25 protein-coding genes and 1 tRNA gene are annotated in these 26,620 nt (G+C 51.0%); 14 read left to right on the top strand and 12 right to left on the bottom strand.

Annotated features, from left to right (window positions below):
* Window positions 1-28 precede the first annotated feature (28 nt).
* The 4 genes from PsAD26_RS18515 to PsAD26_RS18500 all read right to left on the bottom strand — a co-directional run bounded on the left by PsAD26_RS18515 (window position 29) and on the right by PsAD26_RS18500 (window position 3,852).
* Window positions 29-1,309 (bottom strand): carbohydrate porin, encoded by a 1,281-nt coding sequence (locus PsAD26_RS18515; protein WP_063311617.1) that lies wholly within the window; start codon window positions 1,307-1,309, stop codon window positions 29-31.
* Between the two features lie 269 nt (window positions 1,310-1,578).
* Window positions 1,579-1,998: a thioesterase family protein gene (locus PsAD26_RS18510; protein WP_063311616.1), complete on the bottom strand. Its 420-nt coding sequence runs from the start codon at window positions 1,996-1,998 to the stop codon at window positions 1,579-1,581.
* Window positions 1,999-2,148: 150 nt separating this feature from the next.
* A complete protein-coding gene (locus tag PsAD26_RS18505; protein ID WP_063311615.1) occupies window positions 2,149-3,057 on the bottom strand; it encodes a DUF417 family protein in 909 nt (302 codons plus the stop codon).
* A 357-nt stretch (window positions 3,058-3,414) separates the two neighbouring features.
* Window positions 3,415-3,852: an outer membrane protein assembly factor BamE gene (locus PsAD26_RS18500; RefSeq protein WP_063311614.1), complete on the bottom strand. Its 438-nt coding sequence runs from the start codon at window positions 3,850-3,852 to the stop codon at window positions 3,415-3,417.
* A gap of 127 nt (window positions 3,853-3,979) precedes the next feature.
* Between PsAD26_RS18500 and PsAD26_RS18495 the strand changes: the two genes are divergently transcribed.
* The 6 genes from PsAD26_RS18495 to PsAD26_RS18470 all read left to right on the top strand — a co-directional run bounded on the left by PsAD26_RS18495 (window position 3,980) and on the right by PsAD26_RS18470 (window position 8,511).
* Window positions 3,980-4,540: a ubiquinol-cytochrome C chaperone family protein gene (locus PsAD26_RS18495; RefSeq protein ID WP_208860422.1), complete on the top strand. Its 561-nt coding sequence runs from the start codon at window positions 3,980-3,982 to the stop codon at window positions 4,538-4,540.
* Entirely contained in the window at window positions 4,533-5,105 is a 573-nt protein-coding gene (locus tag PsAD26_RS18490; protein ID WP_063311613.1) for a DUF177 domain-containing protein, read from the top strand. The genes PsAD26_RS18495 and PsAD26_RS18490 overlap by 8 nt, the downstream gene beginning before the upstream one ends.
* 166 nt (window positions 5,106-5,271) lie before the next feature.
* Window positions 5,272-6,321 (top strand): phosphate acyltransferase PlsX, encoded by a 1,050-nt coding sequence (gene plsX / locus PsAD26_RS18485; RefSeq protein ID WP_057464304.1) that lies wholly within the window; start codon window positions 5,272-5,274, stop codon window positions 6,319-6,321.
* A gap of 10 nt (window positions 6,322-6,331) precedes the next feature.
* A complete protein-coding gene (locus tag PsAD26_RS18480) occupies window positions 6,332-7,309 on the top strand; it encodes a beta-ketoacyl-ACP synthase III (RefSeq protein WP_063311612.1) in 978 nt (325 codons plus the stop codon).
* A 135-nt stretch (window positions 7,310-7,444) separates the two neighbouring features.
* A complete protein-coding gene (locus tag PsAD26_RS18475; RefSeq protein WP_057464306.1) occupies window positions 7,445-7,756 on the top strand; it encodes an integration host factor subunit alpha in 312 nt (103 codons plus the stop codon).
* Between the two features lie 41 nt (window positions 7,757-7,797).
* The gene (locus PsAD26_RS18470; RefSeq protein ID WP_063311611.1) at window positions 7,798-8,511 is read left to right on the top strand and encodes a MerR family transcriptional regulator; all 714 of its coding nucleotides are present in this window, start codon (window positions 7,798-7,800) and stop codon (window positions 8,509-8,511) included.
* A 102-nt stretch (window positions 8,512-8,613) separates the two neighbouring features.
* Here PsAD26_RS18470 and PsAD26_RS18465 read toward each other — a convergent pair whose 3' ends face one another.
* The gene (locus PsAD26_RS18465) at window positions 8,614-9,042 is read right to left on the bottom strand and encodes an Lrp/AsnC family transcriptional regulator (RefSeq protein WP_084403737.1); all 429 of its coding nucleotides are present in this window, start codon (window positions 9,040-9,042) and stop codon (window positions 8,614-8,616) included.
* Between the two features lie 139 nt (window positions 9,043-9,181).
* Here PsAD26_RS18465 and PsAD26_RS18460 point away from each other — a divergent pair, with 139 nt between their 5' ends.
* The 6 genes from PsAD26_RS18460 to PsAD26_RS18435 all read left to right on the top strand — a co-directional run bounded on the left by PsAD26_RS18460 (window position 9,182) and on the right by PsAD26_RS18435 (window position 15,772).
* Window positions 9,182-12,244: an aminotransferase class III-fold pyridoxal phosphate-dependent enzyme gene (locus PsAD26_RS18460; protein WP_063311610.1), complete on the top strand. Its 3,063-nt coding sequence runs from the start codon at window positions 9,182-9,184 to the stop codon at window positions 12,242-12,244.
* A gap of 258 nt (window positions 12,245-12,502) precedes the next feature.
* Window positions 12,503-12,808 (top strand): hypothetical protein, encoded by a 306-nt coding sequence (locus PsAD26_RS18455; RefSeq protein WP_063289197.1) that lies wholly within the window; start codon window positions 12,503-12,505, stop codon window positions 12,806-12,808.
* A 113-nt stretch (window positions 12,809-12,921) separates the two neighbouring features.
* Window positions 12,922-13,692 carry a DUF2793 domain-containing protein gene (locus PsAD26_RS18450; protein ID WP_084403736.1) on the top strand — a complete coding sequence of 257 codons (771 nt, stop codon included), beginning with the start codon at window positions 12,922-12,924 and terminating at the stop codon, window positions 13,690-13,692.
* Between the two features lie 92 nt (window positions 13,693-13,784).
* On the top strand, window positions 13,785-14,561 hold the full coding sequence (locus tag PsAD26_RS18445) for a glycosyl hydrolase 108 family protein (RefSeq protein ID WP_063311608.1): 777 nt from the start codon (window positions 13,785-13,787) through the stop codon (window positions 14,559-14,561).
* A 197-nt stretch (window positions 14,562-14,758) separates the two neighbouring features.
* Window positions 14,759-14,890, top strand: a complete 132-nt coding sequence (locus PsAD26_RS30365) for a hypothetical protein (RefSeq protein WP_275507205.1) — start codon at window positions 14,759-14,761, stop codon at window positions 14,888-14,890.
* Window positions 14,891-15,061: 171 nt separating this feature from the next.
* Entirely contained in the window at window positions 15,062-15,772 is a 711-nt protein-coding gene (locus PsAD26_RS18435; RefSeq protein WP_063311606.1) for an acyltransferase, read from the top strand.
* A 347-nt stretch (window positions 15,773-16,119) separates the two neighbouring features.
* Here the strand turns inward: PsAD26_RS18435 and PsAD26_RS18430 are convergent.
* The 5 genes from PsAD26_RS18430 to PsAD26_RS18410 form a co-directional block, all read right to left on the bottom strand.
* A tRNA-Pro gene (locus tag PsAD26_RS18430) sits at window positions 16,120-16,196 on the bottom strand.
* Window positions 16,197-16,332: 136 nt separating this feature from the next.
* Complete coding sequence (locus PsAD26_RS18425; RefSeq protein ID WP_208985755.1) at window positions 16,333-17,601, bottom strand: O-antigen ligase family protein; 1,269 nt, start codon at window positions 17,599-17,601, stop codon at window positions 16,333-16,335.
* Entirely contained in the window at window positions 17,598-19,157 is a 1,560-nt protein-coding gene (locus PsAD26_RS18420; RefSeq protein WP_063311604.1) for an undecaprenyl-phosphate glucose phosphotransferase, read from the bottom strand. The genes PsAD26_RS18425 and PsAD26_RS18420 overlap by 4 nt, the downstream gene beginning before the upstream one ends.
* 12 nt (window positions 19,158-19,169) lie before the next feature.
* Window positions 19,170-20,384 (bottom strand): glycosyltransferase, encoded by a 1,215-nt coding sequence (locus PsAD26_RS18415; protein ID WP_063311603.1) that lies wholly within the window; start codon window positions 20,382-20,384, stop codon window positions 19,170-19,172.
* Window positions 20,385-20,566: 182 nt separating this feature from the next.
* Window positions 20,567-21,124, bottom strand: coding sequence for a polysaccharide biosynthesis/export family protein (locus PsAD26_RS18410; protein WP_057464382.1), 558 nt, complete (start codon window positions 21,122-21,124; stop codon window positions 20,567-20,569).
* Between the two features lie 220 nt (window positions 21,125-21,344).
* Here PsAD26_RS18410 and PsAD26_RS18405 point away from each other — a divergent pair, with 220 nt between their 5' ends.
* A complete protein-coding gene (locus tag PsAD26_RS18405; protein ID WP_063311602.1) occupies window positions 21,345-23,714 on the top strand; it encodes a GumC family protein in 2,370 nt (789 codons plus the stop codon).
* A 35-nt stretch (window positions 23,715-23,749) separates the two neighbouring features.
* On the opposite strand, the gene PsAD26_RS18400 is transcribed toward PsAD26_RS18405, so the two are convergent.
* A complete protein-coding gene (locus tag PsAD26_RS18400; RefSeq protein ID WP_063311601.1) occupies window positions 23,750-24,967 on the bottom strand; it encodes a GNAT family N-acetyltransferase in 1,218 nt (405 codons plus the stop codon).
* Window positions 24,968-25,123: 156 nt separating this feature from the next.
* On the opposite strand from PsAD26_RS18400, the gene PsAD26_RS18395 reads away from it, so the two are divergent.
* Entirely contained in the window at window positions 25,124-26,203 is a 1,080-nt protein-coding gene (locus tag PsAD26_RS18395; RefSeq protein ID WP_208985754.1) for a polysaccharide deacetylase family protein, read from the top strand.
* A 29-nt stretch (window positions 26,204-26,232) separates the two neighbouring features.
* Here PsAD26_RS18395 and PsAD26_RS18390 read toward each other — a convergent pair whose 3' ends face one another.
* On the bottom strand, window positions 26,233-26,436 hold the full coding sequence (locus PsAD26_RS18390) for a DUF2842 domain-containing protein (protein ID WP_063305456.1): 204 nt from the start codon (window positions 26,434-26,436) through the stop codon (window positions 26,233-26,235).
* Between the last annotated feature and the right edge of the window lie 184 nt (window positions 26,437-26,620).

The following is a 26,620-nucleotide window of genomic DNA, read 5'->3' as shown; positions in this document are numbered from 1 at the left end:
GTTCTGATGTCTGGGGTTTGGGCGGAGGTTAGAATTTCACCGAGAACTCGGTGCCAAAGACCCAGGCATCCGGGATGTCGTCGTTTCCGGCGGGGTTGACCACATATTGAAAATCCAGTGAGAGATAGGACCAGTCGGCGAACTGGTAGCGATGGGTGGCTTCGAATACGAGCTCATAAGACTGGCCGGGCAGGTGATCACTGAAATAACCAAGAATGAAGGCTCCGGCAGTAACGTCATTGTCTCTGTTGGGGATCAGGCCTTGGTAGAACAAGCCGCCGCTGATGCCGAGAGGTTGGGTGTTGATGGCTTGTTGTGGTGCGATTGTAACAAGGCCCCAGAGACTCAGACCTTGCAGGTCCTTTTCCTGATAGATCATCTGCCGTGCGATGGCATAGGCGCCCCAGTTGCCTTCACGGGTCTGCGTGGTAGTGGGGCCCAGAACATCCACTTTACCAGTGTTGTAAAAGGCACCCAGCTGATAGTGGCCGGGGAGATACTTGCTTGTGTCTTCTTTTCCCGGATTAACGCCGACTTGCCCGACCATCAGCACGCTGCCTTTGGGCACAAAGCGGAAGTTGAAGCCGTTCTCGGCGTTGTTCAGATCATCCACGGATGCGTCATAGACGCCGAGGCTGACGTATTGATTGTCGGGGAAGGTATAGTTGCCTGCCAGACCCCATATGTTGAAGGGGTAGGTGGTGAAAGTGGGCTGGTTGATGAGCAGCTGACCAGGGGTGCTGTTGAGTGCACCGTTGAGGTAGTACGCGAAGGTATCGTCTCTTGCGAAGATGTCGCCCACAGCGAGGCGACCGGCGGAGAGGTACAGTTGATCATCGAGCAGGTTTTGCTCCAGACTGAAGTTGGCGATGGCGAGGATATCGCTTGAGAAAATTTGGGTGACGCCAAAGTCGTTGCCAATGACCTCCTGTGACAGGCCCTGTCCCAGACCTTGATACATGATGTAGTGCAGGCTACTGCCTTTGATGCCGAAGATCTTCTCAAAATCCAGCATGGCCATGCCCTCCAGCCGCGCGCCATAAGTTGCGCTCTGGTTTAGGCCGCCAACTGGGTTTGCGGCAACGTCCTGGGTGTAGAGCACACCTAGATCAAGACCCTCGTCAGAAAGGTTGGTGCGGATACCGCCCCAGTCGCGTGTTTCATTGTGCCATTGCGCCCAGGCTAATGGCCAGTTGCCCACTTGCGCGCGAAGTTCCGTGCTGGCTGTCAGCGCTATGCCGACAACCTCTAGAAACTGTAGAACTGGCGATATGCATTTTTTTATCGCAGGTACCTTAAGCGCTTGCAAAAGCTGGTTCCCCTAGACTGACTCAGGCAAACAGAGAAACTCAGGATTATGCAGCGTGCACTCTTGTTTACGCCGCATGCTCCAACACTTTGATGGAACCCATCCTTTTGCAAAAAAAACGCCCGCACTTATTCAAGAATTTGCCCGCATCAATCTGGTATGCAGCAGCGCTGCATGTCCTACTCAGATTCGCTTACAGGATTACTATAGTCTGTTGTTTTAGCGGCGGCTTCTATCTGAAACCTGCTAAGTAATTTTGATGTGCTTGATTAGGCTGCTGGCTCCGGCAGCAGGGCCTCATAGCGTTCTCTTGCATATGCGGGGAAAGGGCAGGACTTTCTGGCTTCGCGATCCATATGGACGCCGACGGCCTGCATGGTGGCAACGGGAGTGTTGGTGATTGAGTCAAACATGGTGTGTTTGAAGAGGATGGTCTTGTCGCGCATTTCTTTAATTTCGGAGCGTACGACAAGCAGGTCACCTGCGGAGACCTCCGCCAGATACTTATAGGTGATCTCCAATGCGGCCATGCCCTTCTTGCTCTCGCGGATATAGGCTGGGGTGATGCCAATGTGGGCGAGCATGTGCCAGGTGGCTTCATCAAACTTGGAGGTGTACCAGGCCACATTCATATGGCCCATGTGATCTTCCTGCTGCGGGTAAACGATCTCGCGATATGTCTCAAACATCTTTGTTTCCAATACAATCGCAATCCTGACCAGCCTATTGGGAAGAAACCTGCAGGTCATTACGACTGTCAGATACCTTCAGGTGAGCATGAAAAAGCCGGTGTTCCCTGAGGAGCACCGGCTTTCCAATAATTGCTATCTATGGGCTGCTCAGTAGTTGCGCCAGAGGATGATGGCAGCGGCGAGCAGGAACTGGTCTTTCAGGACGAAGATGCCTGTGCGGTTGAGGAGGGGGAAGAATGAGTCCGCATCCCAGCCCGGTACAGAGAACATGAAAGTGAGGGTGCCGAATGCTGTTGCAGCGATGCCGAGGACACCCAGACCGCCAAGGAAGCGGTTGAATGGCAGGCACAATAGCAGAAGCAGGAAGACCCATTCTACGATACCAATGAAGTTGGAAGCGCCCTGAACATCCCAGACCTGATAGGTCCAGCTGAAGAAGATGTTGGACTGCATCAGGCGGACAATGCCTTGTGCCTCAAACTCATAAAACTTCATGGCACCGATCCAGCCCATGACCAGTGCGATGCCAGCGAAGCTTGCGAACACTGCCAGCTTTTTGAGAGAGTCTGCGGTCTGTTCCTTACCAGCTGTGTGCATGTGATGCCCGAGAATGTAGGCCGGGATTGCAAACATGGAGAGGTATTTCAGGAGGTTTTGACCGGAGCCGATAATCGGGAAACCTCCAAGGGCATCCATCCACACAGGGTTTGTGAACAGATAAAGTAAGTTGAGGGCGAAGATCAGCATGGCCATCAAGCAGCCGAGGATGCCAAGGCGGCGATCTTTCAGGCCAAGCAGAACCAGAATGCCCGCCGGGACTTCAAAAAGAGCCATCAAAACGCCGGTGAGAGGTACGCCGAGAGTTTGAACTACTCCACTGAAAATTGGGCTGTTGCCGAGCCAGAACTGAATTTGCTGATGTTCCGGTCCTGTCAGCTTCAGCAGGCCAACCCAGATCAGGTAGGTTGCAGTGACGAGTGTGAGATAGACAAAAAGAGCGTGATCTGAGGGGCGCAGATCTGTAATTTTTTTGAGGGCAGAAGAGGAGTGCGTCATGATTTTACTTCGCGTTTGTCGTTAGAGCACTTCGCGTTTATTTGCATTCACGCATCGCGATCTAACATCCTTGGTGGAGCGAATTCTTGTCGTTTGATTGTTTCCAATCAAAAGGAACGCGCTCTAATGCCTTAAAGAAACCACGGAAGAAGACGGCCAGAATGCGTATAACCCCTCAATACAGGATCACATCTAGCAAACCTCCAATAACACCAGCGTGATTTTAAGCGTGAAGCTTAGGATTTGACAGCATTCGCGATATGAATGGGATAGAGCCGCCTGACCTGTTGGCTGTGAGCGTAAAAAAAACGGCGCCTGAAAAACAGGCGCCGTTTTTTAAACTCGTGATGGCGGGTCTTAGAGACCGATTGATGGATTTGCAGCTCCACGCAGGATCTGCGTCAGGAGACCATAATCAGCACCGCCGGTGCGTGTTTTTCTACCGAGGTAATCAAAGACTTTGCCGTCTTCAATGCCGTAATCAGCAACGGATCTCACGTAGCCATCTTTATCAAAGTACACAGCGACAACACGCTGGTCGACGATTGACGGAGACCAGAATGCCACTGTTTCGCTCTTTTGCGAGATATAATAGTAAGCTTCACCGTCCAGATTAGATGTGGTGGACGGGCTACCAAGGAGAAGTTCTACCTGCTCACGGCTGGAACCGACTTGAACATCTTGAATTGAATCAGGTGAAACAACCTGGCCATGTGTCAGTGTCTGGGTGAAGCAGCCGGCAAGTGGCAGGCTCAAAAAAGCGAGGAACACAGTACGGCGTGCGAATGCAATCATTCCAAACATCCTGTTGGCTTGCAAATTGCAGCAAAATGCAGCAAGCAAGCGGTTTAGATTCAGACTTGTGCTTATGCCATCCTCGTGGCAGTCACACAAGTAACTCGACAAGCGTAAGAGAGGTGCCATGATCTTCGGTTTTTTCCGTCGACGTAAAGACACATCCGTCAGAACAACTTACGAGCGGATCGTCGCGCAGGCACGACTACCAGTGTTTTATCAGCACTATGGTATACCTGATACGAGCGAAGGTCGCTTCGAGATGATTGTTTTGCACGCTTTTTGTGTCTTTCACCGGTTAGGAGGCGAAGATAAGGCGTCCCGGAAATTTGCACAGGCTGTATTCGATTATTTTTTTCAGGATATGGACCAGAGCATGCGAGAGATCGGTATTGGCGATGAAGGTGTGCGTAAACGGGTTCGAATTATGGTCGAATCGTTTTACGGACGCACAGCCAGCTATATGCAGGCTCTGGAAAACAAGGACAATTCCGCTCTATTTGAGGCCTTTGTAAGAAACATTTATGGCGAGGGCGGTGAAGCTGTTGCGATAAGAGCGCTGGTTCATTACATGCATGAGGCGGTGGAAGGTCTTGCTGCCCTTCCAACCCATGAAATTCTTGCGGGCGACGTCAAATTTGTGGCTCCAAAAACCGAACTTATAAGGGAAAGCGCCAGCGATGGCTGAAACTGAATACCCGTGGGCCTATTTTTTCGATGCGGTGCGTCTTGGTAAGAAAACCAAACAAGTAAAGCTTGTTCTCAACGAGAGCGAGCGGGCGCAGATCGCCAAGGCCTATGATTTGATAAAGCTGCCTGAGTTCGAAGCCGACCTTGAAGTGCGTCCGTGGCGCCGAGATGGACTGGCAGTGCGCGGTCACATCCGCGCCAAAGCTATTCAACAATGTGTTGTTACGCTTGAGCCAGTTGAGTGCATGGTGGACGAAGAGTTCGATCGTACATTTTTGCCGGATCAAGATTCCCGGGGGCGTCGCCGAAGTGATGATGATACCTTGGAAGTAGATCTGGATATTGATGAGAGTGATCCGCCGGATTATTTCGAAGGCCCGCAGGTGGACTTCGGAGCTGTTGTTTGTGAACACTTTGCGTTGGGTCTGGATCCATTTCCTCGGGCGAAAGGGGTTGAAATGGATGACAAATATGCTCCGGACCCGGAGGAAGAACTGAAACAGGATGAAGAGCAGAAGCCTTCTCCGTTTGCTGCACTAGAAGCCCTTAAAGGCAAAAAATAATCTTAGATTGCTGCAAAGGTTTTTTAGAGGTGGGTGTTGCGAGACGTTTATAATCGAGTATCTTCGCGACGCGCATTTCCACTGAACTTAGGGAAAATGCTCTTAACTATTCCGAGGTCTGCCGATACAAGGGCAGACTTTGTTGGGACAAGGCAAGAAATTGGAAATGTCTGAAAAAATACGTATTTCTCTTGATGCTATGGGGGGGGATTACGGTGTTGAGGTGGTGCTGCCTGGTGCTGATCAGGTGCTGCAACGCTGCCCGAATATCGAATTCCTACTTTTCGGTGACAGTAAAGTCATCGAGCCAATGCTCGAGGAATACCCTCGTCTGAAGCAGGCATCCGTTGTTCATCATACCGATGTGTCGATTGGCATGGACGAAAAACCGAGTCAGGCTTTGCGCAAGGGCCGCGGTAAATCTTCCATGTGGAATGCGATCGCTGCGGTCAAAAATTCTGAAGCAGATGTTGCTGTTTCTGCTGGTAACACGGGCGCGCTGATGGCGATGTCCAAGTTTTGCCTGCGTACCATGTCTGGCATCGAGCGTCCTGCGATTGCGGCAATGTGGCCGACACTTCGCGGTGAGTCCATTGTGCTTGATGTGGGTGCTACGATTGGCGCGGACGCGCAGCAGCTGATTGACTTTGCTATTTTGGGCGGAGCGATGTGTCGTTCCGTTCATGGCGTGAAACAGCCGACTGTTGGTCTTCTTAATATTGGTGTTGAAGAGGTGAAGGGTGTTGAGGAAGTGCGTACAGCTGGCAAAATGCTGCGCGAACTGTCTCCTCCAAACCTTGTTTACTCCGGCTTTGTCGAGGGTGATGACATTGGTAAAGGCACCGTTGATGTTGTCGTGACCGAAGGGTTTGCTGGTAATATTGCCCTTAAAACAGCCGAGGGAACTGCAAAACAGTTTGCTGGCTACCTACGGGCTGCTATGAAACGTACGCTCATGGCTAAAATCGGTTACTTTTTTGCGCGGGGGGCTTTCGAGCGGCTTCGGGCGAAAATGGATCCGCGTAAAGTCAACGGCGGGGTCTTTCTTGGGCTCAATGGGATTGTTATCAAAAGCCATGGCGGAACTGATGCCGAAGGTTTTGGTGCTGCCATTGAACTTGCCTATGATATGGCCAAGAATGAATTGATTAAAAAGATCTCCGAGGATCTGGCAAACTACCATCGTGGTCGTTTCTCAGAGGCTGAAGAAAACTGAAGGGTTTAAAGTGAAGGCACTTCGCTCTGTATTTTTGGGCTGTGGCAGCTATCTGCCTGAAAAAGCACTTACTAACCAGCAGCTTACCGAGATTGTTGACACTTCTGATGAGTGGATCGTTCAGCGTACCGGGATCAAGAACCGTCATATAGCGGCAGAGGGTGAGTTTACGTCTCATCTTGCAGTGAAGGCTGCCAAGGCTGCGCTGGAAAATGCCGGTGTTGATGCGCAGGACATCGATTTGATCGTTCTGGCAACCTCTACACCTGACAACACGTTCCCGGCAACAGCTGTTGCTGTTCAGGCCGAACTGGGTATCAACCACGGTTTTGCGTTCGACGTTCAGGCTGTGTGCTCTGGTTTTGTTTACGCGGTTACCACTGCTGACGCATATCTGCGCGGCGGTCTGGCTAAGCGTGCGCTTGTGATTGGCGCTGAAACATTCTCCCGCATTCTCGATTGGGAAGACCGCACGACTTGCGTTCTATTTGGCGATGGAGCTGGCGCTGTTGTCATGGAAGCGCAGGAAGGTGAGGCTTCTGCTGAGACCAGCGGTGTGTTGACCTGTCATTTGCGTTCTGATGGCCGTCATAAGGAAAAGCTTTACGTGGATGGTGGTCCTTCCACCACTGGGACTGCAGGTCATCTGCGCATGCAGGGTAAAGAAGTGTTCAAGCACGCGGTTGGCATGGTCACTGATGTGATTGAAGCTGCCTTTGATGCCACTGGTACAACTGCGGAAGACCTGGACTGGTTTGTTCCGCACCAGGCGAACCAACGCATCATTGATGCCTCTGCAAAGAAACTTGGCATCGCTCCTGAAAAGGTAGTGAAAACAGTTTCCGAGCACGGCAACACTTCGGCTGCATCGATTCCTTTGGCTCTGGACAGCATTGTTAAAGCTGGCAAGGTCAAAAAGGGAGATCTGATCATGCTGGAAGCAATGGGCGGCGGCTTTACCTGGGGTTCAGTACTCCTTAAGTGGTAAAAAGCGGCAAAAAACCCCAGAGGGTTGCATTTCTTAGCAAATGAGCTGTTGACGCTGACGCCGGTTGGCCATACCGTAACTTGTTGAAAGCAAGCTTTATTCTTACGGATCATGGCTTTACCGGAGGAGGGTGGAATGGGTAGTCACACTGTAACCCGCGCTGATTTATGTGAAGCGGTTTACCAGAAAGTCGGCCTATCTCGGACTGAATCTGCCGAACTCGTTGAGCAGGTACTTGCAGAAATTTCTGCCAGCCTGGAAGGCGGCGAGTCTGTCAAATTGTCTAGCTTTGGCTCTTTTGTTGTTCGCTCGAAAGGTGAACGCATTGGCCGTAACCCAAAAACAGGTGAGGAAGTTCCGATCTCTCCACGCCGGGTTATGGTATTCAAGCCAAGCAATGTTCTTAAGCAGCGCATTAATGATGCACTGGTTGAGGGCGCCAGCTAATTTGCTGCCCCGATAATAGTAAGGTTTAGAGGGTCTGCATCGTGGAGAAGAGCGCCGACGCGTTCCGAACAATTAGTGAAGTAGCGAGTGAACTGGATTTGCCGCAGCACGTTCTGCGGTTCTGGGAAACACGATTTACCCAGATCAGACCTCTGAAAAGAGGCGGTGGACGGCGCTACTACAGACCTGACGACCTTGAGCTTTTGCGCGGTATCCGCCATTTGCTCTATGGGGAAGGCTATACGATTAAAGGCGTGCAACGTATTTTGCGAGAGCAAGGCGTGCGCGTCGTTATGGACGTTTGGAAAGAGGGTGGTGGCGTTGTCATCCCAACCTCGTCCAGCGCCAATACGCCTGTCGGCGTAGCTCCTGATCCATCCCAAGTTTCTGAGGGTTCAGTGCGCAGTGCAGCGGAAGCTGCGGTCGCGCAGGCTATCATGTCGTCTCCAGATGAGATGTATGAGCCTCAGGAAGACTGGGTTGCTGAACGGTCTGTTGAAGAACAGGCGGTTCTTCCGCTTGAGAGCGAGCCTGAGCCGCAGATGCCATTGCCGTCCGGTCTGTTGCCGGATGACGAGCCGGATCAGCATGGCAAAGGTGGACATGGAGCATTTGGTTTCATGGATCGTTTGATGGGTTCTGAAAAGGAAGAGGCAGCTGGTTCTGCTGGACTTTCCAAGGACAATGTTGATCGGCTGCAGTCTACGCTCTTTGAGTTGTTGGAGTGTAAGCGTATGCTAGATCAGGCGCGATAATCTGCAAAAATTAATAGGGTCTTGGGTTGGTGGAATGCTAATCTGAGCGTTGGTTTAAGGGCGTCAGTCACTGCTTTGTTGCAGTCGGCGCCCTTTGCTGTTTCAGGTGCGTTGAAACTCATCCCTCAAAATGACAGTGGTTGTCAGGTCCTTCACACCGTTAGTGGATGCGATGGCGTCTCTGACGTTGTTGAGCATCTCCATTGAGGAGGCAACGACTTCGACCACAAGGTCGAGCTCTCCACTTACCGAACTCACGCGTTTAATCTCTGGAAACGCCGCCAGTATGTCGAGGATTTCACGCATTGGCGTGCGTGATAGGCGGATGAACAGGAAGGCGGAGATGTGCGTGGGATCGAGGCCGCCGATGTCTGCCCTGTAGCCGCGAATTGTGCCGTTGTTCTCCAGCCGTGTGATGCGTTCGCTGGTGGCACTGCGAGACAGGTTTATGCGGGCTGCCAGCGTCTTGATCGGGATGCGGGCTTCTTTGGAAAGGATCGCGATAATCTCGCGGTCGGTGGCGTCGAGCACTGCAGTTCCTCTGAACGGACTATCAGGAAGAGTGCCGTTAAAATACTTATTAATCGCGACATAGTGGCGGTGCAACTGACATAAAGTCGGTGTTCTGAAATATCAGCGTGCGTTATATTCCGGGCAACTGGAGAGATTTATGACTGATATTAGCCATCCCGCCCCCAATTTTGACCGCGATACCATTGCAGCCCTTCTGCTGGAGCATTGGAACCTGAAAGGTGATTTGTCTCCATTGGAGAGTGAGCGCGACCAGAACCATCGCCTTGATGCGAAGGATGGCACGCGCTGGACGGTCAAGGTCGTCAATGCCAGTGAACCGGAAACTGAGACAGGCTTTCAGACAGCGATGTTGCAGCACCTTGCCGTGTCCTCGCCTGATTTGCCTATGCCGCGCCTGCGCCTGACAAAGGGCGGTGGTGCCACGCAAAGTGTTGTCGGGCCAGATGGCGCTGCGCATGCCATGCGCGTGGTTTCCTGGGTTCCGGGTGTGCCGTTGGCTGAAACTCAGCGTGAGGATGGTGTTGTTGCCAGTTTGGGAATGCTGCTTGGCAAGATGGATAAGGCGCTGCGTGGCTTTGTGCATCCAGGGGCTTTGCGCAGCTTTGAATGGGATTTACGTGCGGCTGGGGATGCGCGCACGCGTTTGAGCGCCATTGGTGACCCTGATCATCGTCGTGTGGTCGAGTATTTCCTTGATCGGTTTGAGCGATATGTTGTGCCTAAACTCGCTGGGTTGCGTGCTGCCGTCATTCATAATGATGCCAATGACTGGAATGTGCTGGTTGATCCAGAAGACCATTCCCGCGTCTGTGGTTTGATTGATTTTGGTGACAGCCTGCACACACCGGTCATTGCTGAAGTTGCGATTGCAGCGGCCTATACAATTATGGAGGTGCCTGATCCGATTGGGGCTTCGGCTGATCTGGCTGCTGCGTATCATGCGGAGTACCCGCTGGAAGAAGGGGAGGTCGATCTTCTCTTTGATCTGATTGCAATGCGATTGGTGACGAGCGTGAGCTTGTCTGCTCTTCGGAAAGATGAGACTGAGGACAATCCATACTTAGCTGTTAGTGAAGCGCCAGCCTGGAATCTGCTTTATAAACTTTATGGGATGAAGCCATCGTTTGCGACGGCAATCCTGCGCAAGGCCTGTGGGTTTGATGCGGTGCCGGGCGCGCGTAAAGTGGCGGCGTTTTGCTCAGAAAACCGTGGTTCATTTGCCTCCTTGTTTGCGCGTCACCCCAAGCTTATGTCCAAGGAACTGGTGCCTTATGCTGATCCTGACAACGAGATGACAGTGACGTCTCGTGATCGCCAGCCAGAAGCTGCGCAGGAGTGGTGGGAAGAGTACTGCGAGGCGCATGGCGTTGAGCTCGGCATTGGTCCATGGGGTGAAAGCCGCAGTGTTTACTCCTCGGATTTCTTTGAGAGCCGCTTTATTGAGGGAGAGCGTCGCCGGAACCATCTGGGTTTTGATTTGTTCCTGCCTTCAGGAACCCGTGTCTGTGCGCCAATGGATGGCAAGGTACGGTCTGTGGTGATTGAGACAGACCCGCTTGGTTATGGCTGCATGATTGCGTTGGACCATGAAACAGACTGTGGTCAGCCGTTTGTGAGCCTTTGGGGGCACATGGCCCATGAGGCGGCGAGCCGACTGAGTGCGGGCGATGTGGTCAAAGCTGGTGAGACAGTCGGGTATCTGGGTGCGGAAGATGAGAACGGTGGTTGGGCTCCCCATCTTCACCTGCAGCTCTGTGCTGACGTTTCCCTGAGTGCTGAAGAAATTCTTGGTGTTGGTGAAGAGAAGTATCTTGATGTGTGGGCTGACTTGTTTCCGTGTGCCATCGATTTTGCTGGATTACCGCAAGAAACACTGGGCAGTGCTGGACGGTCAGTCGGCGAGATTGTTTCATCGCGTCGTCAGAACCTGTTGCCGAACCTGTCTATCTCTTACAGTGAGCCAATCAAATTTGTGCGTGGTGAAGGCGCTTATCTTATTGATCACCGCGGGCGGGCCTATCTGGATTGCTTCAACAATGTTTGCCATCTGGGCCATGCACATCCAGATGTGGTTGAGGCCTTGTCTCATCAAGCGGGTTTGCTCAACACCAATACGCGTTACCTGCACGATAATATCGTTGAGTACTCTGAACGCCTGACAGCGACACTGCCGGATGATCTGGCGGTTGCTTCGTTTGTATGTACGGGCAGTGAGGCGAACAGCCTGATGCTTCGCATAGCAGAGGCGCATACGGGGCGTCGTGATGCAGTGGTTCTGGATTGGGCCTATCATGGTACAACACCTGAGCTGATTGCGCTGAGCCCCTATAAATATAAGCGTAATGGTGGCAAGGGGCGGCCCAACCATGTGTTTGAGGCAGCTATTCCGGATGCCTATCGCGCACCGGCCGACTGGGCACCTGAAGAGATTACTGCAAGCTATATACAAAGCGTTGCTGAGCAGTTGGATCTGATGAAGAAACAGGGGCGTGCTCCGGCATTCTTCATTGCTGAATCAATTCCAAGTGTGGCTGGTCAGGTGTTTATGCCAGATGGTTATCTGGAGGAGGTCTACAAGCTGATCCGTGCGGAGGGTGGTTTGTGCGTTGCTGATGAAGTGCAGGTTGGGTTTGGTCGTGTCGGATCACATTGGTGGGCCTTTGAAACACAAGGTGTGACGCCGGATGTTGTGACTATGGGCAAGCCGATTGGTAATGGCCATCCTATGGCGGCGCTCGTGACCACTCGTGAGGTTGCTGCCAGCTTTAACAATGGCATGGAATACTTCAACACCTTTGGTGGTAATCCGGTTTCCTGTGCTGTTGGGCTTTCTGTGCTGAACGTGATTGAACGGGATGGATTGCGCGAGAATGCGCATGTTGTTGGTGACTATATCCTCTCTGGCTTCCGAAAGATGATGGAGAAGTATGAATTTATTGGCGATGTGCGGGGCATGGGCTTGTTCCTGGGCATTGAGCTGGTGAGAGACCGCTGGACCAAAGAGCCAGCAACAGATATGGCGAGACGTGTTGCCAACCGTGCGAAGGACCTTGGTATCTTGATGGGAACCGAGGGGCCATATGACAATGTGTTGAAGATGCGGCCACCGATGATTTTTTCTAAGGAAAATGCCGATTACCTGCTGGATGTTCTCGATCAGGCCATGAATGAGTCCGTTTCAGCTCTGGAAACCATGTAAACTATCAAAAAAGGGCCAAAGTCTGGCCTTTTTTACCTGAAGAATAGGCGGGGACAGGAAGTTGTCTCCGCTTTTTCTTTGACCTGAGGGCTAACGGGATGAAGGTAAGGGTGAGTTCAATTCATGTTCAAAATCCGGAAGCGTCGCTCTTGATCGCAACGTCCTGAGTGCTCCGGCTTGTTGTTTTGGGTTTGTTTTAGAACAGGTTGGCATGCCAGCCGTTTGAAAGCAGGCCCCAGAGTTTGAAGGTGGGCGAACATGGTAACCATTGAAAGCAGTGCAAGTATTACGGCCTGGGGTGAGCGAACCTTTGGGCAGGTTGCTGACCTGAATGCGTTGATTGCGCGGGCAAAAGAAGAGCTTGCCGCTCTGCAGCTGGCTGTCGAAAGTGGCGAGAGTTCACGTGATGTCGCTGCGGATGCCGCGGAGATTGCGATCCTGCTGCATCGTCTTGTTGGTTTGCATGGTGCTGAGCTTTCATTTGCCGTTGACGAGAAAATGGCTCGTAACCGTACGCGCATCTGGTCTCTGGCTGGTGATGGCACTGGTCGCCACGTTGCTTAAGCTTTTGGTTGTTGCTGCGGGCTGACCTGCCTGCGGTCTTCATCTCAACTTATCCCCCTTGTGACGCTGGATGGTACGCTTTTGCGTAGGCTAGGCGATCTATGGGGATCATGATGAGTGAGACGACACCGCATCTAAAGCTGCCATTTCTGGCAGCTGCTCAAGCGCAAAAGCATGTTACGCACAACGAGGCTTTGGCACTTGTTGATCTGGTTGTGCAGCTTTGCGTTGTTTCCAACAGTGTGAGCACACCACCTGCAGACCCTGTAGAAGGGGTGCGTTATATCGTGCCTGCTGCTGCGACGGGCGCTTTTGCCGGGCAGGAGAGTAAGATTGCAGCCTTTGATGCTGGCATCTGGCGGTTTTTAGCCCCGGTTGAGGGCTGGGCGGCATGGGTGCAAAGCCTTGGTGCGATGCAGGTTTTCTCTGGTGGCAGTTGGGCTGGGTTTTCTTCTGTTACTGGGCTGGGCGTTGATAGCGCCACAGGCGGCGCGGCGTTTCAGCAGGAGAAGACTGTGCTGAGCGAGAGTGCCCATGGTGCACAGAGCCAGTTTGTGACCGCAGATGAGCTGATTACTGTTTCTGGTAGTTTTGTTGTGAGCTCGTTGGTTATTCCCTCCCGTGCAATCGTGTTTTGTGTATCTGCCCGTGTGGTTGAGGCAGTCACGGGTGCAAGTTCCTACGACTGTGGAATTGCTGGTGAGACTAGCAAGTTTGGTGGCTCCCTGGGCATTGCCGTTGGTTCTGGTAATGCGGGGGTGATTGGGCCGACGGCGTATTATGCTGACACACCATTGCGGATGACCGCGAATACTAGTGACTTCACCGGAGGCAAGGTTCGATTGTCCTTGCACTACTTCCTACCAGTGGTGCCACAGAACTGATCTTTATCGTTTGAATTTCATGGGCCGCATTTGCGGCCTTTTTTGTGTTTGCACGGGGGCTTTGGCTCCCGTTTTTTATTAGGGACTGAGAGATGCAGGATACCTTCCAATTGATTGTTTCGGACTTGCTTGAGAGTGAAGGGGGATTTGCCCATCGAAACCGTAAGGCTGATCCGGGTGGTCCAACAAACTTTGGCATTACTCAGCGGACTTTGAGTGCGTGGCGAGGACAGTCTGTCAGCATTCAGGATGTGCAGTCTATGGATCAGACTGAGGCCGTCGATATCTTTCGGGCGCAATATTGGGATGCTGTGAAGGGAGATAAAATGCCTTCAGGGTTGGATTATGCGCTTTTTGATTTTGCTGTGAACTCGGGGCCTGCGCGGGCGGTCAAAACGCTTCAAGCTATCCTTGGCGTTGTTGTTGATGGTGTGGCTGGTGTTGAAACGTTTGGAGCACTTGAAAAGCGTAATCTGCGTGATCTGGTCGGTAAGCTTTCGGCTGAGCGTCTGCGTTTTATGAAGCGGCTTAATAACTGGCCTTACAACAAAAATGGATGGACGCGCCGGGTGAAGGATGTGCAGCAGCGTTCTTTTGAGTTGATCAAGTCGCCAGCATCTGCGGTTCAATCACTGCCTGTCCGTGATGGAGTTATGCCAGATGGCGCAGCCAAAGCGCGGGGCGAGGAGACATCTGCAATGAGCACTTGGTTGACGCCAGAAGGGATAAGCAAGGCCGGGGTGCTGATCTCCGCAGTTTCCGGCATGCTTGCCGGTTCTGGGCCCTTGCAGTGGGCATTCGCTTTTGCGCTTGTTGTTGCAGCAGGCATTGGTGGTTATCTGATGATCCAGAAAGAGCGGATGGCATAGGTTTGAGTTCGGGAGGCGAAGGAGCGAGAGCTTACGCAGCGGTGCTGTAAAGCTCCCCAGTGATTTTGGAGCATCGGGCAATCTGTAGTGGGAACTACCAATGACGTTCTGCCAAGGACGTTTTAGTGTGCTTGCAGGTTCTCTCAATACAACCGGGCACCAAAATTCTGAACTGCTGGAAAGGCATTGCAGGTTCCATGAAAAAACTTAGCTTCGTTTCTCTTCTTCTTGGTTTTACCACTCTTACAAATGCGCATGCAGGTGAGGCTGTCGATCTGCTGATCACCAATGCGCATACCGTCCATGTTCCAACTGATCTCTTCTGTTAAGCATTTTGGTTGGCATCACGCCGCAATTGCAAGGGCAAGAGTTTTTCACCTTGGTTCAATTGCAAAAAAGAGAGGAGCAGACCCTGAAGCGCTAATAATTTCTCTGAATTGCTTTAGGTTGGTAGCAATATATCTTGATCCCGAACTAATGATTAGTTGGAGTTATATTCGATGTTTTTGCCCGATAAAATGAAAGCTAAGCAAGCTAGAGGTGTCGTATTGCCTTCGACGCCAGCATTGAAACTCGCCTTAGGAGAAAAGAACTACCTCGACATTAGCGATAGTTCGCGCGCCAAGGGGGGAATTTTAGTGAGGCGTGGTGAGGGAAACCGCGTGGAGATGCAAGATAAATCGGATTTTGTTGGCAAAATAATTTTTGATGGCAAACGTAATTCCGTCAAGATGGGGAAAGGATGCAAGTTTAGGGGTAAGATTCTAGTTAAAGGTAATGAGCAAACAGTTTCGCTTGGTGATTTCTCCTCGTTCCAGCGTGTGAATATTCTTTGTGAAGAGGCGGAGTATGTTCGTATTGGCAAGTACTGTATGTTCTCGCGAAACATCGAAGTGCGTACCTCTGATGCACATTCGGTGATAGATGTTGAAAGTCGACGGCGTGTAAACAAATCAACGCCTATTTCCATTGGTGATCATGTTTGGGTGGGAGTTGGAGTGCTAATAAACAAAGGTACCGCTCTACCTGATGATTGCATTGTTGGGGCGAATTCGTTCGTAAATTCCTCGTTTTCAGAAGAAAGAACTGTAATTGCCGGATCACCAGCAGTTATCGTAAAGCGTGGGGTTTCTTGGCATCCCAAAAAGCAAGATGAATTTTCTGAAGCTGACTTTAAATACTGGCAAGCAGAGGCAAAAGGTAGATTATGAGCAATCCATAATTACATAACATTTTGCTTCTTGTTAGATGCGATGCAACTGCGTTTTTTGCTATAGAGCTTTGTATAAAAATAATCAGATTGAGTAAGATACTAGGTTAGTTAGTCGGGGATATCCTGCACGCTCTTCCATTGTCTGTACTCCTGAAAGTTGGAATGGACGTTGAGCATCTGGCGCTTCGCGTGCTTATCTGTGAGATCGGAAAGATTCATTGGAGCGGCGGTTGGATTTGTTTTGCAGCATTGGTTTGAGCTTCCAAAAACATCATAAAAAGTGATTTTGGTACATTTACAACAACGTGCCACTTTAACTTTTTACACATAACCTATTGAAAAAGATGGTCGGGTAGGCCGGATTTGAACCGACGACCCCTTCACCCCCAGTGAAGTGCGCTACCAGGCTGCGCTACTACCCGAACCGTGAGGAACCTTGCGCCTGGGTGCGTTGCCGCATATGCAAGTATTCCTATTTGTGGAGCTGCCTTAACAGCTTACCACACAACTTTCCTACCTAATTCAGGTTGTCTGATCAAGGATCAAATGAGACTGGGCTTATTGTGTTGGTGGAAAACGCCTGTAGCGCGAGATGCCAGATTCTGCTGCGATGATGGCCCACAGAATGCCAAGCAGCAGGAAGTAGTGGCGCCAATGATCTGTGTCGATAATGAAGCTAACACAAGCGTGTAGCAGGAACGCGACGTAGGTGCAGATGATGTATTTCTGCCAAGGCCGTGGCTTGAAGACCAGCGGCAAAGCTTTGATCAATGTCCAGAAAACAAGTGTCACATAAGACAGGCCACCAAGCCACCCATAGGTTGTAAAGGCCTTTAAGTAGGCGTTGTGCTCATCCTCCGGGAAGATGGAGTTAAAGCCGCCAACACCAAGGCCGAACGGGCGCTCTGTGACAAGTGTGAAGCCTTCCCCCCAGCGTCCGAAACGCCCTAAACGTGCGCCGTCATAGTCCTGCACGAGCTTGGCGCGGAGGGTGAACATCTCTGATATGGATTCAATTGATAGAATTGCGAGTAGGGCGATGACGAGGCCAATGCCTGCAAAACCAAGGATGCCCAGCAGCTTCATGCGCGGGATTGAACGTCGCTCATTTATGAAGACCAGCAGAAACACCATGAGTGCGCCGCCCAGTGTCATGCCCCAAGCTGCCCGGGAGAAGGAAAGGAACGCACCCAGCAAGAGAATGAGCAGGGCGCCTGACTTGAAGATGTTCTCTTTCAAAGGCTTGGTTAGAATGTCATAGGTGATCAGCAGGGTTGGTAGAAGCAGGAAGGGGCCATAGACGTTTGGGTCTTTGAAGGTGCCTTTTGCGCGGCCATACAGGGTGAACTGGTCATAAGCGCCGGGGAAGGCGTTGAAGTAACCAGCAATGGCAAGCAGTGTGGCAAACAGGGCTGCCAGCAAGTAGCCCTTCTCAATGATGTCTATCCGTTCAATTTTTGCAGACAGGGTTGCTGCATACAAGAAGGATGAAAACGCCAGGAAGATCGTTACTGCGTAGAAAGTGACAGCTTCTTTGGTGTCTGCGGCTGCGGGTAAGGCAAGAATTCCGCCTGCTATGTAAAAACACAGCAGGATCAGGAGAGGCAGAATGTCCTTACGCAATTCCAGCCCAAAGAAGGACCAGCCCACCAACAAGAGGGCGATTAGAAGGTCATAGGGAGCTGGTTCTATGATGACGAGCGCGCTCACAGATGCGGTCAGAAACAACAATGCTCTGGCTATTGTTTCTGTACCGATTGTCAGAGGCACGTACCAGAAGGGGCGTGCATTTCTGATTTCATCGTGTGAGCGCGATAAGTCGGTCAATATGCGTTTTCCGTTTCCAGAAGGCAGAACGGTGTTTTAATCAAGATATAGAGATCAAAGAAAACGGACCAGTTTTCAATGTAGTAGATGTCGCATTCGACACGCTTCTGGATCTTGTCCTCGGTATCCGTTTCGCCGCGCCAACCTTTGATTTGCGCCCAACCAGTGACACCTGGTTTGACCTTATGGCGTGCGAAATAGCCATCCACCACATTCTCGTAGAGGCGATCTTCAGCTTTTGCGGAGAGAGCGTGCGGGCGAGGGCCGACGAGAGAGAGCTGTCCCATCAGTACATTCATCAGCTGAGGCAACTCGTCAATGGAGGTCTTGCGGATGATGCGGCCAATTTTGGTGACGCGTGGATCGCCTTTGGTCACCAGTTTTGAGGCGTTGGCGTCCGTCATGTTGTGGTACATGGAGCGGAACTTGAAGACGTCGATCAGCTCGTTGTTAAAGCCGTAGCGCTTCTGTCGAAAGATGACCGGGCCGGGGCTGTCCAGTTTGATCAGCAATACTGTGACCAGCATGACCGGAGAGAGGGCAATCAGCGAAATGCTTGCGAAGAAGATATCGAAGGCGCGCTTTGCGATTGTGTCCCAATCCGCGATCGGTTTTTCAAGAACATCGACAAACGGCACTGCACCAACGAAAGATGAGGCTCTTTGGCGGAAGCGGAGTTTGTCTGCATGCGCTGAGAGGCGGATATCGACCGGGAGAACCCAGAGCTTTTCCAGCAGCTGAATGATGCGCTTTTCTGCGCGGATCGGGATTGTCACCAGCAACATGTCAATTTGTGCGATGCGGGCGAACTCTACCAGATCAGAAACATTGCCAAGCTTTTGGTAGCCAGCGACGCTTGGTGGGGAACGATCATTTGAGCGGTCATCAAAAATCCCGCAAATCTCAATGTCATTGTTTGGTTGGCGCTCAAGTTCTGCAATGAGATCAGCAGCACTTTGTCCACCACCGACAAGGACTGCTCTGCGGCTCAAGCGACCCATGCGAGTCCAGCGCACGATAAAGCCGCGCATGACCATTCGGAAGATTGTGAGGACCACAGCCCCGCTCACAAACCACTTCAGCAGGAAGGCCTGCGGAATTTCCGTAGATGGCAGGATAAGCAGCAGTGACGTGATCAAAGCCGCGAATACCAGTGCCCATGCTGTGATGAGACGCATGGCCTGAGCCACGACTTTTTGCAGAGCGTTAGCCTGATACAGATCAGCCATTTGAAACAGCATGACGCCAATCAGGGATGCTTCGAACAGTGCGAAGATTTGCCAAAGAGGCGGGATATCAAGGGAGGCTCCGCTCAGATAAGCGATAATACCTGTCAGAACAATCAGGGCCGCATCCGAACAGCGCATGAAACCATCGAAAACCGTTTTAGAGATGGTGTTGGTGCGCAGGGTTGCTGCCACCTCCAGAGCATCCTTGGACAGGTTGCTTGTTGTGGTATCTTCATTTTTTGTCAAAGAAGTCTGCTGACCGTTCGTCCCGGATTGGTCATCAGGTGATGGGCCACTCTCAATTACATTGAAGCGATGCTTGACCATTGTGCCGTGCGCCTAAGTGAGTTTGTTTTGTGAGTGCAGCGTGGACTGTTGAGACTGCCGTGAGGCGTCTGCCAGTCCATCTTTTGCACTTTGAACAGGGTGATAAAGTTGGGTGATGCTCTGCGCCATTTGCGGCAGAGTAAAATTCATTTTCAAATGGTTCTGAAGTTGTTGGCTCTGTTGGATTTGCTCGTCAGGGTGAGAGAGAGCCCAACTGACTGCTTTTGTCAGCGCTTGCTGATCATCGGGTTGAACAAGTGTCTTTTGATGCTCTGCATAAATCTCAGGGATGCCACCAACATGTGTTGTGATCAGTGGTTTTTGTGCAGCAAGGAGTTCCAACACGATATACGGCAGAGCTTCTGCTCGTGAGGGGATGACTGCTGTTTTGCCGAGTGGAAGAGCTCGGCTGAGTGGCAAGAACCCATGGAAGATAACGTAGGCTTGCAGATTTTTATCTCGGACCATTTGCTCAAACAGAGCACGATCTGGACCATCTCCTACAATTGCAAGGTTTGGCTTGGTTTTGGTGTTTTTGTGCAAGTCATCCAGAGCATTGATGAGCAGGTCGACGCCTTTCAAAAGACGAAGCTCTCCGACGAAGAGTAGGTCGGCTGCGTTCTCGCGAGCTGTGCTGCGTTTGAACTCTGCTTGCCGCAAACCGTTATGTACGATCTTGTGGTTTGGATGGTTACCGTTCAGGCCGATCTTTTGTTGATAAGCTGCTTTCTCAAACGCACTGGTAAACACGAGCGAGTCTGTGAGTGGTCTCAATAGCTTTTCAAGCGTGATGTAGACTTTGCCTGAGGTGGTTGAAAAATCGTAGTGCAAGCTGCCGCCGTGAGGGCTGTAAACGCGTTGTGTATTGATTCCCCTCAGCCTCAGTGCAGACCCTATGATGCGTGCCCAGACGCCACCTTTCGCGCCATGACCGTGCAAGACATTCGGCTTTAAAGGGGTAAGGTGTTTTGTGAGTTTGTAGAAGCTGAAAAGGTCTTTGGGAGCGAGCGAACGCGCCATGGGAACTGTGAGTAAGCCAAGGGAAAGACTAGGCTTTAAGGCTTCTAGTTGTGTTATTGATGAGAGAGGGATAGCGTTGGAGGCACAGACAATGCCAAGCTCATGGCCCATCTCGATCTGCTCTTCGACAAGATCCATAAGATGACGAAACGCACCGCCTAAAGGCGCACGTATGCAATGAACGATTTTTAGCTTGTCCGTAGACATCCGCAGCAAACTCCCCACCGCGCATGCATTGTCTTATGCTCCCCAGCACAGACCGCCGCGCAACTGAGTTTATTGCTAGCTTAAAATACTGTTTGACCTGTTAATCGACAGGGTTAATTAACTCTTAATCGTGAGATTTAGCCTAATAAAACGCAAAGGCATGTAGGGTGCATGCTCTTAATTTAAAAGAGCCTTTCATGCACATAGAGCGTGTCCCCAGGGCGTACAGGCGCTGTGATTGGTGCCGGTCCGCTGGCAACTTCGCCGCCGATCTGACGCGTTAGATCAACATCCTGTTGGCGGGCTCTTGCAGTAAAGCCTCCAGCAGTGGCGACGGCATTTTGCACGGTCATGCCTGGTAGGTAAGCGTACTGGCCTGCGTTTCTGACTTCACCCATGATGAAAATTGGGCGATAGACGGCAACTTCCACAGACACATCGGGATCGCGGATGAAACCGTTTTTCAGACGGGTGCGGATCATGCTTGCGAGTTGTTTTGGAGTTTTGCCTGTTGCGTTGATCTGGCCGATTAGTGGGAAGGCGAGGCTGCCGCCCTGATCAATCTTGTAGGTATTAGACAGATCAGCCTGCCCAAAAACAATAATGCGGACTTCGTCGCTTGCAGCAAGAGTGTATGGCTGGACCAGTTCCTCATGAAAAGCAGGCTCTGGCTTTTTATAGGATGAACAACTCGTTAACAGAGTTAAGCCAGCAATAACTGCTAGTAGGCGCGGGCGCATTACGAAATCCTTTAAATTCATTGGGAGTATATTTCGGCGCTCAAGGTTAACAGAGTATAAATATTGTAATTATCCTCTAGTTAATTTTGCAAGAATTGTTGGGCGCTTTGTCATTTCTTTCCAGCATTTGATTAAGGTGCTTAATAACTTGGTTACCCTGTCTATGCATTCTTGTGATTGAAAATTGTTTCGGGCTTTGTATTGAGTGGGGAAGTGGGCTGTGCCGCAAGAAGATGTCTTTCTTGATATGGGCGTGCTGTTCAAAAAAGTGTTTAAGGGGCTCCTTTGGGTGATCCCTTTTGCAACGCTGATCGCCTTTGGCACTTTTTACCTGGCCAGCAAGCAAACTGCCAAATACACAAGCGAATCCAAAGTCCTCATTGATACAGCCAAAATTATCCTGCCAGGCCAAATCCGTAACAGCGAGCAGGAACGATCTCTGCTGGATAAAGAAGGCATTGCCAGCCAAGTACAGTTGCTGCAGTCGCGCGATTTGGCGCGCCACGTTGTGCAAACACTTGATCTTGCGAACAACAGTGTTTTTGCGGCCAAAAGCAAGCCGGGCCTTGTTGATCAATTGATGACCCGTGTTGGGCTTGAGCCGACATCTGGTCAGATGAGTGAAGCAGAGCGGTTGCTGAACAAGTTCACGAGCAATCTGGATGTGTATCAGGTCGACGGATCCCGCGTTATCGCAGTGCGTTTTACAAGCAAAGATCCTGAACTTGCAGCGCGTGTTGCTAACACGGTGATCAACGAATATCGCATGCTGCAGGATAATGCGAAGCGCGCGGTGACCAATAACACGGCCGATGCGCTTGCGCCGCAGGTTGCGCGCCTCGAAAACGAAGTTGAGGCTGCGAAAAAGACCGTTGCTGAATTTCGTGCGGGTGCTGACCTGTTGCTCGGGTCCGAAAACAGGACGCTAAACCAACAGCAGCTGGCCGAGCTCAACTCTCAGGTTTCTTCCGCCATCGTGGCCAAGTCGCAGGCTGAAGCTCAGGCACGACAGATCCGATCCTTGCTGGAGGATAGTGGGTCTTTGGAAACTGCGACGCAGGTTCTGGCTTCGTCTCTAATCCAACGCTTGCGTGAGCGTCAGTTGGCGCTGGAAAATCGTATTGCGGAGCTTTCAACTACTCTCCTGCCAAATCACCCGCAGATCAAAGCACTGCGCTCCCAGCTGCGTGGGTACGATCGTCAGATCCGCGCTGAGGCGGAGAAAATTGTTATTGGTCTTGAGAATGATGCCAAGATTGCTCAGGACCGTTATGTCGCTCTCAATGAGCAGGTGAATGCGTTGAAGGTAGAAGCTGCCCGTTCGGGCGCTGATCAGGTTCGTTTGCAGGAGTTGCAGCGCGAAGCACGCTCCAAAGAAGAGCAGCTGAACCAGTTGCTTGTGAGCCTGCGCGAAGCTGAAGTGCTGCAGGGCGTTGGTGTGCTGAATGCTGACTCCCGTGTGATTTCACGTGCCTCTGTGCCAAGTGAACCATCTGGCCGGAAACCTTCTGCGCTTGCTGCGATTGCTGGTTTTGCCGCGTTCTTCCTCGGCTGCCTCTGGGTGATTGCACGTGCTTTGATTGCTGGTGAAGTTTTGCGCCGAGAAACATTTTCTACGCCAACAGCACCTGCCGCTAATCCGAAAGAAGCGACTGGTACAGCAACCTCTAATGCGCTTGAAAGCGTGGTGGATGCAACGACCCGCAGCCATGCTGTTGTCGCTCCTCCTGTCGAGCTGAAGCCTTCCTTTGTTGAAGAGGAAGATAAGTCTGATGAGGAGCAAAAAACCTCAGAGGAGGAAGAGCCTCAAGAGGAAATGACTGAACTTGCTGAGGATGAAGCTTTTGAAGAAGAGCATGACGAAGCACGCGAAGAAGAAGAGTTTGACGAGGAGTTTGAGGAAGAAGAAGCAAGTGCTGAGGTTTCGTCAATCACTCTAAAAGAAGTCAAGGCTGATAACGCTAATCAGCTAGCAAAAGTTGGCCGTGTGGTTGTGCTGAGCGTGGAGGATGAAAGCCTGTCTTCACGCGTTGCCCTAAGCTGTACGCGCAAGATTGCCGAGCGCGGTATTATGCCTGTGGTCGTCGAGGTGCGGTCTGAAGGCGGTGAAGGGGCTCAGTCCATCCTCAAAGAAACGCCGCTTGAAGAAGTTGGGGATGTGCCTCAGGCTGAAGAGGGTTCTGATGATCCGCTGAAGCCGGGTTTTGCCGAGTTGTTGGAAGGCGAGGCGGCCTTTACGAACGTGATCCACCGCGACCCTGTTTCCCGTGCGCATGTGATACAATCAGGTGTCATGCCTATTCGTGATGAAGTGGTTTATGGCGGGCGCTATAATCTCATCATGGAAGCTTTAGATCTAACGTACGATGTGATCGTTGCTGACCTTGGGCTTATCGAACCGAGTTTGATCTGTGCGCAGATGCTTTCGGAAGCGGACCGTGTGATTATTGCGACTGACGGGTCACCAGCAGGTCCTGAACTGGAAAAAGCTCTGACTATTCTTGAGAAGCACACCAAGGCACCTGTTGAGGTGGAACGAGTGGTCAGCAATGAAGCTGCGGCTTGGCTTCAGGTTGACATGGCAGCATAAGAGCTGTTGCTTGTTTCCAGATTTTTTGAATGAGCTTAGCGCTGCATACGCGCGAAAATTCCTCGGACACGTCTGTAAAGCTGCCAAAAACGCTCGTTGTTCCTGAGCTTACGTTTAAAGCTGAGTTTGAGGCTTTCTAGCGCCGCAGCGAGCCTACCTTTGAAGGTGAGTGGTTCGATCCAGTCTTTCAGGTATTCCGGTTCAGCCCATGCCAGCTTGAAGCGCTCTTCACCTAGTCCAAAATCAAAGACCTCCATGCCTTCCTCGCACATATCCTCAATGACGTGCTGCATGAGCAGTTCGCCTGGACTATTGCGCATCAGCTCTCCGCTGATTATGGAAGTGCAGTAGCAATATACTCGTTTCCCAGATTTAAGACTGAGGCATGTGCTGATGATTTCATCATCAAGCCTCAGGCTGTAAATCACCGGTTTTGACGGGCTGTCATCTTGCGAAAGGTTTGTGAAGGCCTCACGCACAAAACGTTGGTAATTGGGAAGAGCGAAAGCTGTCGGAATGCCCGTCTCAGCCTGACGAAGCTCTCGTTGCCTTATCATGGCATCAACGGTGGTTGCAGCACCTTCTTTTGTGGTTTCGGCCGTGAAGATGAGCGTTCCCAATGACTGAAGTTTGTTAAGCTTACTGCGATGCTTTTTGCGAGCACCTTTTGAGCGTTTTGTTTTGACGAACTCTTCCGCAGGGCTTGTTAGCTCAAACGGATAGATTGCATTCGTGCTCGTGGTGTCATCCAAAAGGATCAGCGGGTTGTCGTAGGCGCCAACATGACTTGCCATGTTGCCAAGGTGGATGAGATCAACGCCCCATGCTTTGAGAGCTGATACCAGGCGAGGACGGAGAAAATGTGCTTGCGGAGCTTGTAATAGCTCTTGAGACCAATAGCCCGTGTTCTGGTTGAAGATTTCCTCTCCGAGCCATCGTGCGGTTTTTGCTAGGTGGCACTGATGGAGGGCGAGAGGTAGCAGGATGTGGAGTTTTGAGTCGATATATCCGGCAACAACCAGTGTGGTGGCTCTTTCGGAGTGGGCAACATGCTTTGCCCAGCTTTTACACCATTCATAGGCATGATAGGCACTTCCATGGCCTAACGCTTCCAGAATGAGCCAATCATTCCGCAGTTTTGGCAAATCTGTATCTGAGATGATCTGAAAAGAAAGCTTATTCAAATCCAGCGTGTTATTGCAATCAGCACGGTTAGAGCGCTCGCTGTTTGACGTGGATTGTGGAAGTGCCATTGAAAAATGCCCTAAATAAAATACAAGGAATTATTAGTTCCAAGCTCTTAATGAATCTCAAATCTAACTAGGTAGAGCAACCCAAATTGAAATTAATCGTAAATAATTCCCAGTTACAATTTGATACATATTTCGGTTTGGAACTAGGGGGTCTCCGTGCGGAAGTCCTTCAAACATTTATTTATCGATTACGCCAGCTACTTTTTAAGTAGCCGTGGGCCTGCAAGGTTCTTTCGGAACATGACCGCTGGCGATGGCCTTATTTTCACGCTTCATCGTGTTTTGCCTGAAACAGAGCGTGCCTTTCAGCCGAATAAATTGCTTGAAGTTACTCCTGAATTTCTACGTAAAACCGTTCTTCAGGTTCGAAAGGCGGGATACGAGTTCATTTCGCTGGATGTTGCTTTGGAACGGCTTCAACGCAAAAGGCAATGCTCTCAGAAGTTTGCGGTTCTGACTTTTGATGATGGCTATAAAGATAACCGGGATGTGGCCTTTCCTGTGCTGAAAGAACTCAATGTTCCTTTCACTGTTTTTATTAGCAGCGAATACAGCAAGCATAACTCTGAGCTGTGGTGGATTATCATAGAACAGCTTATTTCCAAGAATGACTACGTCTCATTCCGATATGAAGATAAGCAGTTTGATTATGACTGTACCTCTTTGAAGCAAAAAGAGGCCGCGTTTATATCAGCGCGCTGTATGTTGATCAGCGAAGTACCAGAAGCTGAGCAACGCGCAGTCATCCGTGAGGCTGCAGAGCGTTATGGATTGGATTGGCGCGCACTTTGCCGCGAGCTTATTCTGTCCTTTGACGAGCTAGGCGCGTTCTCACAGGATCCACTGGTAAGCCTAGGTGCACATACGGACACTCATCCGATGTTGGCGCGCCTTTCAACCAGAGACGACATCCGGCAGCATATTCAGGCAGGGTTGGAGGAGATGACTGCGCAGCTTGGCAAGGCGCCGACGGTGTTGGCGTATCCCTATGGCTTTGCTGAAGCGGTTGACGAGCGCTGTGAGAGTGTGGCCGAGGAATTGGGCTTTGCGGCGGCTGTGACGACGCAACCGGGAACCTTGAGTGCTGATAGTCTCAACCGGCGCTATCATTTGCCGCGCGTCTCATTGAATGGATTACATCAACACCAAAGAATGGTTGATGTGTATCTGACCGGAGCAGCATTTGCGGCTTATTACGCAGTGAGGCGCGTCCGGTCTTTTTTGAGAAGGGCTTAAGCTTTGGTCTGTGCCAGAGCCTTTTGGTCTTAGCGCTTTTTGTAGGTCCAGCTGATAATCAATCCTGCCGGGACCACCCAGATCAAACCAGCAATTGCAAAAAAGATAAGCTTAATAGACCAGTGCTTGCCCGCCATTGTCATATCGCCAATGACCATTGCCAGGAAGATATAGACAAGAACAAAAGTGACCAGAAATACCATGCCGATGAAACGGCGAAATGGCGAAACCATAGAGTTCTCCTTGAAAGCCTCTTTGCGTAGGGCCTTTCTTTTCCGCGCAAGCCATAGTTCAAAATGCATATATTTTTCAAGAGGATCTTGCTGGGAATTTGCAATTTACAGTGTGCAGATCCGCTTTTGTGTTCCCTAAGTCTATGACACACCAGTGCTATTGCGCGGCTGACTTTCACCCGAA

The organism is Pseudovibrio sp. Ad26 (genome assembly GCF_001623285.1).
In the GTDB taxonomy this organism is placed as follows: domain Bacteria; phylum Pseudomonadota; class Alphaproteobacteria; order Rhizobiales; family Stappiaceae; genus Pseudovibrio; species Pseudovibrio ascidiaceicola.
Note: the sequence above shows the minus strand (reverse complement) of the source record. Positions and strands in the feature narration are given on the sequence as shown.

Bases quoted from the DNA above. Each gene is read 5' to 3' on its own strand.
- PsAD26_RS18410 (WP_057464382.1), bottom strand. From the start codon at position 21,124: ATGCGCCCGCGCCTACTAGCAGTTATTGCTGGCTTAACTCTGTTAACG.
- PsAD26_RS18445 (WP_063311608.1), top strand. From the start codon at position 13,785: ATGCAGGATACCTTCCAATTGATTGTTTCGGACTTGCTTGAGAGTGAA.
- PsAD26_RS18450 (WP_084403736.1), top strand. From the start codon at position 12,922: ATGAGTGAGACGACACCGCATCTAAAGCTGCCATTTCTGGCAGCTGCT.
- PsAD26_RS18505 (WP_063311615.1), bottom strand. From the start codon at position 3,057: ATGACGCACTCCTCTTCTGCCCTCAAAAAAATTACAGATCTGCGCCCC.
- PsAD26_RS18500 (WP_063311614.1), bottom strand. From the start codon at position 3,852: ATGATTGCATTCGCACGCCGTACTGTGTTCCTCGCTTTTTTGAGCCTG.
- PsAD26_RS30365 (WP_275507205.1), top strand. From the start codon at position 14,759: ATGAAAAAACTTAGCTTCGTTTCTCTTCTTCTTGGTTTTACCACTCTT.
- PsAD26_RS18390 (WP_063305456.1), bottom strand. From the start codon at position 26,436: ATGGTTTCGCCATTTCGCCGTTTCATCGGCATGGTATTTCTGGTCACT.
- PsAD26_RS18420 (WP_063311604.1), bottom strand. From the start codon at position 19,157: ATGGTCAAGCATCGCTTCAATGTAATTGAGAGTGGCCCATCACCTGAT.
- PsAD26_RS18415 (WP_063311603.1), bottom strand. From the start codon at position 20,384: ATGTCTACGGACAAGCTAAAAATCGTTCATTGCATACGTGCGCCTTTA.
- PsAD26_RS18460 (WP_063311610.1), top strand. From the start codon at position 9,182: ATGACTGATATTAGCCATCCCGCCCCCAATTTTGACCGCGATACCATT.
- plsX (WP_057464304.1), top strand. From the start codon at position 5,272: ATGTCTGAAAAAATACGTATTTCTCTTGATGCTATGGGGGGGGATTAC.
- PsAD26_RS18495 (WP_208860422.1), top strand. From the start codon at position 3,980: ATGATCTTCGGTTTTTTCCGTCGACGTAAAGACACATCCGTCAGAACA.
- PsAD26_RS18435 (WP_063311606.1), top strand. From the start codon at position 15,062: ATGTTTTTGCCCGATAAAATGAAAGCTAAGCAAGCTAGAGGTGTCGTA.
- PsAD26_RS18510 (WP_063311616.1), bottom strand. From the start codon at position 1,998: ATGTTTGAGACATATCGCGAGATCGTTTACCCGCAGCAGGAAGATCAC.
- PsAD26_RS18475 (WP_057464306.1), top strand. From the start codon at position 7,445: ATGGGTAGTCACACTGTAACCCGCGCTGATTTATGTGAAGCGGTTTAC.
- PsAD26_RS18455 (WP_063289197.1), top strand. From the start codon at position 12,503: ATGGTAACCATTGAAAGCAGTGCAAGTATTACGGCCTGGGGTGAGCGA.
- PsAD26_RS18490 (WP_063311613.1), top strand. From the start codon at position 4,533: ATGGCTGAAACTGAATACCCGTGGGCCTATTTTTTCGATGCGGTGCGT.
- PsAD26_RS18400 (WP_063311601.1), bottom strand. From the start codon at position 24,967: ATGGCACTTCCACAATCCACGTCAAACAGCGAGCGCTCTAACCGTGCT.